Origin of the sequence: Natronomonas sp. (assembly GCF_046710025.1) — an archaeon.
Lineage (GTDB): Archaea > Halobacteriota > Halobacteria > Halobacteriales > Haloarculaceae > Natronomonas.
The window spans coordinates 1-6,216 of record NZ_JBKEGK010000153.1; the positions used below are offsets into that span (position 1 = coordinate 1).

The 6,216-nt window shown below is 68.3% G+C and carries 8 protein-coding genes; all 8 read right to left on the reverse strand.

The window, feature by feature from the left end:
• On the reverse strand, positions 1-560 hold a 560-nt coding region (locus tag ACI944_RS10400; protein ID WP_411718980.1), incomplete at its 3' end, for a histidine phosphatase family protein.
• 190 nt (positions 561-750) lie between these two features.
• The gene (locus ACI944_RS10405) at positions 751-1,998 is read right to left on the reverse strand and encodes a transcriptional regulator (RefSeq protein WP_411718981.1); all 1,248 of its coding nucleotides are present in this window, start codon (positions 1,996-1,998) and stop codon (positions 751-753) included.
• A complete protein-coding gene (locus ACI944_RS10410) occupies positions 1,991-2,362 on the reverse strand; it encodes a DUF3209 family protein (protein ID WP_411718982.1) in 372 nt (123 codons plus the stop codon). Before ACI944_RS10410 ends, ACI944_RS10405 begins: the two co-directional genes overlap by 8 nt.
• Positions 2,363-2,375: 13 nt before the next feature.
• The gene (locus ACI944_RS10415) at positions 2,376-3,563 is read right to left on the reverse strand and encodes a CbiX/SirB N-terminal domain-containing protein (RefSeq protein WP_411718983.1); all 1,188 of its coding nucleotides are present in this window, start codon (positions 3,561-3,563) and stop codon (positions 2,376-2,378) included.
• Positions 3,563-4,279 carry a cobalamin biosynthesis protein gene (locus ACI944_RS10420; RefSeq protein ID WP_411718984.1) on the reverse strand — a complete coding sequence of 239 codons (717 nt, stop codon included), beginning with the start codon at positions 4,277-4,279 and terminating at the stop codon, positions 3,563-3,565. Before ACI944_RS10420 ends, ACI944_RS10415 begins: the two co-directional genes overlap by 1 nt.
• The gene (locus tag ACI944_RS10425; RefSeq protein WP_411718985.1) at positions 4,276-4,509 is read right to left on the reverse strand and encodes a ferredoxin; all 234 of its coding nucleotides are present in this window, start codon (positions 4,507-4,509) and stop codon (positions 4,276-4,278) included. Before ACI944_RS10425 ends, ACI944_RS10420 begins: the two co-directional genes overlap by 4 nt.
• A gap of 2 nt (positions 4,510-4,511) precedes the next feature.
• Positions 4,512-5,552: a precorrin-3B C(17)-methyltransferase gene (cobJ, locus tag ACI944_RS10430; RefSeq protein WP_411718986.1), complete on the reverse strand. Its 1,041-nt coding sequence runs from the start codon at positions 5,550-5,552 to the stop codon at positions 4,512-4,514.
• A gap of 2 nt (positions 5,553-5,554) precedes the next feature.
• Positions 5,555-6,216: precorrin-3B C(17)-methyltransferase (locus tag ACI944_RS10435; RefSeq protein WP_411718987.1), on the reverse strand; the 662-nt coding region annotated here is incomplete at its 5' end.

Consider the following 6,216-nt stretch of genomic DNA (forward strand, 5'->3'; position numbering starts at 1 on the left):
CCGTTCGCCCGGAACTCTGAAACAGCGCAGTTTTCGAGATGGTGGGCGGATAGCGCCGTTGTCAGGTCGTGGCCCTTCGCGTGACCGAGCAGGATACACAGCGGGCCGCCGTGAGTGACGAGCAAGGTCGTCCCGTCGTCCCCGTGGAGGTCCTCGAAGCGGTCGACAACGCGCTCGTGGACGGTCCGGAGCGACTCGCCCCCTTCCGGGACCACATCGGTCGCCCGATACGCCGTCTCCCGAAGCCCGAACTCCGGGTATCGGGACTCAACGTCGGCCCGGGTGAGCCCCTGATACACCCCGAGACCGCGCTCGCGCCAGGCCGATTCAAACGTCGGCGATGCGTCGATCGATTCCAACAGGAGTTCGGTCGTCTCCCGCGTCCTGCGGAGATCCGACGCGAGGACCCGGTCGAACTCGTGGCGCTCGGCGAGCCATCGGCCGGTCGCGGCCGCCTGCTCGCGCCCCGTCTCGTTCAGGGGGACGGGAGCCCACCCCTGCATCCGCCCCTCACGGTTCCAGTCGGTTTCGCCGTGTCGGACGGCGACGATACGGGTCATGCGAATCGGTATGGGCGGCGTCACAATCAGCGTAACGGCGGCGGACACCCAAAGAGCAGGACGGCTCGAAGCGAGCCGGGAGGGCGGCCACGACGGCGTCGTGTCGATGAGACGTTTATAAGCTGGTGCTAAATCGAGGTGAATTGTATATACGACATCGACACAGCCTGATATGCACTTCCGACGGCGTTTATGCGTACCACAACGTGTACGCGCCGCGAACCCCGCTGTCGTCGTCGTGGTACTCGACCGGCTCCTCGACGAGTGCGCGGCGATCACCGTCGAGGGCCGCCGCCGTGCAGACGCCGTCAGTCCGGCCCGACTCCACGCGGCCCGCCGCCACGTCGAACAACCGGCCCCCGTGGACGGAGGGGTCGCGATCGCGGAAGTGCTGGGCAACCGGTGCGAGGAGGCGGTCGCCGTCGACGGCGAGTTGATGACAGAACCCGCCGACGGACGCGCGCCACCGGCTGTCGCCCTCCGGCGTGTAGCCGAACGCCGACTGTTCGTTGGGGTGACGCTCGTCGGTCTCGCGGCCCTCCTCGGGGAACGAGTTACCGGTCACGAAGACGACACCCGCGTCGTGGCCGACGACGTGGTTGGGGTAGGTGTACACCTCGTCGCCGTCCGGTTGTGGCGTCCCGAGGTCGACCCGCCACTTGATGTCGCCGCTCTCGAGGCAGTAGCCGCGGTAGTCGGCGTGACACGTGACGACGAGGCGGCCGTCGGTGGCGGCCACGTCACCCACCCGGCGGGTCGCGTCACGATCGGGATCCCACGTCCAGCGTTCGTCGCCGTCCGCGCCGAGGACAACGAGGCCGTCGTCGTGGTCGCCGGGACAGCGGTTGTAGGCGACGGCGACGTCGTCGGCCACCGGTTCGAGCGCGATCGGCGAGGCGTCGGCGTCGTAGCGCCACCGAATGTCGCCGTCGGGAGTGATGGCGTACACCGAACTCTTGAAGGCCCGCTCGCCGTCGCTGCGCTCGTAGCGCCGGGCGGCGACGTACGCGACATCCCCTTCCGGGGAGACGGCCGCGTTGACGACCATCGGCAGAAAAAACCGCGTTTCCTTCGTCGGGCCGCCGAGGGCGTCCGCGGCGTCGTGCCGCCATCGCTCCGTTCCGCCGGCGAGCAGCCGGATCGCGCCCCGTTCGGAGCGTTCGCCAACTAACACGCCGTCGCCGAATGGAACGAGCGTGATCGCGCTTCCCTCACCGTCGAGTCGCCACCGCTCCGTCCCGCCGTCGTCGAACGCCCGGACTGATCCGTCCGCAAGGCCGGCGACCGGCCCGTCGGCGGCGAGTGTGAGCCCGGAGCGGCGGCCCGCCTGTCTGGAGCCGCAGGGGTCGACATCGCCGAGGTCGACCCGAATCGCGGATCCGAGAGGGTCCGAACCGGTGTCGGGGGCAACGGAGCCCTCCCCGTCGGCGTCACTCATCGGTCGGGAACGTCTCGTGGAGGGCGTGATGGATGTTGCCGAGATCATCCAGGAATCCCTCCCCGTGGGTCAAAAGTCGATCGAGGGCGGCCTCGGCGTCCCTGACGGCGACGAGACGGCCCCGCAGGTAGTCGTACCCCGGATCGTCGGCGTCCGCCGAGGCGACCTCCCCCTCGAGTTCGACGAGGGCGGTGTCGAGATGGCGCTTGCAGGCGGCGAGGCTCTCGGCCTCCGCGAGCGCCTCGATGTGCGGATCGGGGCTCTCGCCGAGTTCGTCGCGGGCGTGCTTTTCGGCGGCATCGTCGCTGACGCCGAGGCTGTTCATCAATCCGAGTCGGAGCGCTTCGATCTCGTGGCAGGTCATGCTAGTGGCTGTATTATAGGGTTTGATCGACCAGATCCGATACGATACTGTCCGCCGCGAGCGACGCCGCGAGTCGCTCCGCGTCCTCGGGAGCGACCCCGCCGTACCAGACGTTGTCGGGGTAGACGGCGACGTTGGGGCCATCGCCGCAGCGATCGAGACACGACGACCGGGTGATCTGTGCGTCGACGCCCTCGTCGGCGGCGGCCTGGCGGAGGCGTTCGAGCACCGTTGCGGCCCCCTGGCCGGCGCAGGTCCGGTTCGTACAGACTGCGACGTGTTTGTCGGGCGCGTCGTGGACGTGCGGGTCGTCGTCGACCTCCGAGCGGTCGGCGTGGGCCGCCCGGTGGGTCATCGCACGGAGGGCCGCCCGCGCGCCGCCGGCGTCGTCCTCGAAGCCGTCCATCTCGACTTTGTACTTGCAGGTGTCACACGACATCGAGACATCGCCGGTCCGGGCCTCCTCGAAGCGGTCGGCCAGCACGTCGAGCAGACGGTCGTCGGTGCCGAGCGGGTCCCCGCACCCGGCGACAGCGTAGGGGTAGTCGTCGTCGAACTCCGCGGCCTGGTCCCGGATTCGCCCGGTCAGAACCCCGTCGCCGAGCATGTACGGGAGGACGACCACGGCGTCCGGACGGCGTTTCGAGGTGGTGTGTAAGGCGTCTTCAAGTAGCGGTTCCGTCACGCCAATGAAGGCCGCTTCGACGTCGACGAACTCGCGGCCCTCGTACAGCAGCCGGGCGAGTTTGTGCACGTCGCCGTTCGAATCCGGGTCTGAGGAGCCGCGCGCACAGAGAACGACCAACACGTCGTCGACCTCACGGTCGACGCCGAGGTCGTCCTCGACGGTAGCCGCCCGGTCGTCGAGCAACTCGACGAGCGAGGGGTGGACCCCCAGGTGGCGGCCGTTGTGTAGGGTCGCGTCGTGGTCGCCGCGGGCTTCGTTGACGACGAGCGGGACGTCGGCCTTGACGTGGCTAGCGGCGAACAGCGACAGCGGAAGCACTGTCACGTCCGACGCCGAGGGGGCGAGCGCACCGATCGCCTCATCGATGGAGGGCTCGGCCAGCTCGATGAATCCGGCGTCGGTCGGGAGGCCGAGACGGCCCTCGAGCCCGGCGGCGAGTTCGCGGACCTGCTCGTTCGAACGCTCCCGGCGCGATCCGTGGCCGGCCAGCACAACTGCCTCGGCGTCCAGCATTAGTACCCCGCCTCCTCGATGCTCCGCCGGAGCTTTCGACGACGGCTCGGGGCGAACAGCCCCGACGGTTCGCTCCCCGCGTAGAGCCACTCGCCGAAGGCGGGCGTGGCCGCATCGTCGAGGCCGAACCAGTAGCCGCCCGAGGACGTCTCGGAGAGTTCGTCGTACGGCGCGTCCACGTCAGCCGCATCGAGCAGCCCCTGGATCCGCTCGAGGGCGGCCCGGTCGTCGTGGACGAACGAGATTCCGACTGTTCCGGCCGAGGACTTGAAACAGACGGTGCCACAGCCCTCAAGCAGTCCCCTGAGCAACTCGCGGTCGTGTTCGGCGAGGACGTCTATTCGGTAGCCGCCCGGATCGTCTCCGCACGGGAGCCCGAGCGCGGCCGCAGCCCGGTCGCCGATCGGGCCGTCGAGCCGGACGGTGTAGCTGTCCTCGCGCCGAGTGATCGACGTGTCGTGAGCGTACTCGCGCTCGGTGACGCGGTGGTCGACGTCGTCCGACCCAGCTATCGCAGCCAGCCGGTCGGCCGCGGCTTCGTCGGTGGTCCGGACCGAGACGCCGCGTTGGGTCACCTCCCCGTCGCCGACGACCCGGCCCCAAAAGTACGCGGTCTCGGGGTGGGCCTCGAGGAGGTCGGTCGGTCCGTCGGTTCCGGTGCTCGCCCCGCCCGCTCGGTCGGTCGAGGGCTCGCTGTGCTCGCCCTCCCGGCTCATCGGCCGACCTCCTGGACCGTGATCGCGTTGGTTGGACAAGCCGCGGCGGCCGCCTCGGCGTCGGCCAGCTGGTCATCCTCGAAGGTGGCGGTCAACTCGTCTGCCTCGCGGTCGCTGTTAGGGAGCGTGACGAGCCCGTCCTCGGACTCCTCGAAACGGTCGTCCCGGACGAGGCAGGCGAAGATCCCGTCACACAGCTCTAGATCGACCGTAATCTCGTATCTCGGCATGGTCAGTAGTCGTATTTCGTCTCGTAGCCCCGCGGCGTCACCATCCGGTCTTCCCAGACATAGGTGTCTTCGTTGCCGACGACGATCGTCGTCGTCATGTCGATGATCTCCTCCTCGCCGAGTTCCGGCAGCGTCTCGAGATCCGTGATCATCGCCGCCTCGTCGTCACGAGAAGCGCCATGGACGATGCCGACAGGCGTGTCCGGATCGCGGTGTTCGAGCAGGATATCACAACACGTCTGGAAGTTCTCCCGACGCTTGCGGCTCCAGGGGTTGTAGATCGCGACCGTGAACCCCTCGCCGGCGACGGCGTGAAGCCGGGATTCGATCTCCTCCATCGGGGTGAGGTGATCTGACAGCGACACCGAAACGGTGTCGTTGACAAGCGGCGCACCGAGACGCGCCCCGCAGGACTGCGCGGCCGGGACGCCGGGAACGACCTCGAAATCGACCGCCTTGGCGCTGCCGCCCTTTGATTCGAGGATTTCCAGCGCCAACCCCGACAGCGCGTAGACGTTCGGGTCACCTGACCCGATTATCGCGACATCGTTGCCGGCGAGCGTTCGGTCGATCGCCTCCTCGGTCCGAGAGACCTCGCCGCACATCGGCGTCGAGTAGATGTCCTCGGCGTCCTCAACGATCTCGTCGGGCAGGAGGTCGACGTAGGTCCGGTAGCCGACGATGTGCTCGGCGTCGGCGAGGGCGGCCTTCGCCCGTGCTGTCATCCCCTCCGGCTTTCCGGGGCCGAGTCCGACGGTGACGAGCGACCCGGGTTCGGCGTCGAAATCATCGGCCGTCGAGCCGACCTCCTCTTCGTCGTCGGTCGACGCGCCGCAGCCGGATGTCGACGACTCCGACGACGATGACGCGCCACATTTGCTCTCGGTCTCGGTTTCAGTTTCGGTCGTTGCGCCGCCGCACTTCGATGCCGACTCGGCCTCGGTCGTCGAGGCGTCGGCTTCCACCGTCGTGCCGCCGCACTTCGAACTTGAGTCGTCTGTCGTCGATGCGTCAGCCGTGTCCGCTGTGTCGTCAGTGCTCATTGTCAGAAGTCCTCCACCTCGCGGCCGCCGCGCGGCGTCACGAGGAAATCGCCGTAGTCGTTTTCCCACTCGTGGCTCTCCGCGGTGCCCACGAGGATCGATGTCCCCATCCCGCCGACCTTCTCGGCGTGTTCGTCGGTTTCGCCCAGCGTCGTGAGCGTGTGCGTCTCGTCTTCGAGGTTGCGGCCGGCCTCGCCGCGGCCGGCGTCGTTAAAGATCGCGACCGGCACGTCGTCGGATCGCTCCTCGCGGATCACGTCGATCGCGCGCTCGTGGTCGCGCCAGCAGTTGTACAGAACGATGACGAACCCCGAGATCGCCGCCGCCCGGAGTTTTTCTTCGATCTCCTCCCAGCCGCGCCACTTGTCCGACAGCGAGATCGTGCAGAAGTCGTTCGACAACGGCGCGCCGAGGTTCGCCGCCCCGCCCAGCGCCGCCGTCACCCCCGGGACGATCTCGATCGGCACGTCAGTCGCGCCCTCTTCGTCGGCCATCAAAAAGACCAAATCGCTCTTGCCGTAGACGTTCGGATCGCCGCCGGAGACGTGGGCGACGTCTTGGCCTGCCCGGACGCGGTCGAAGGCCTCCTGCGTCAACTCGACTTGCTGGCCCATCGAGGACCGGACGATCTCCTGTTGGGTGCCGTCGGGGCGGGGCAAGACCG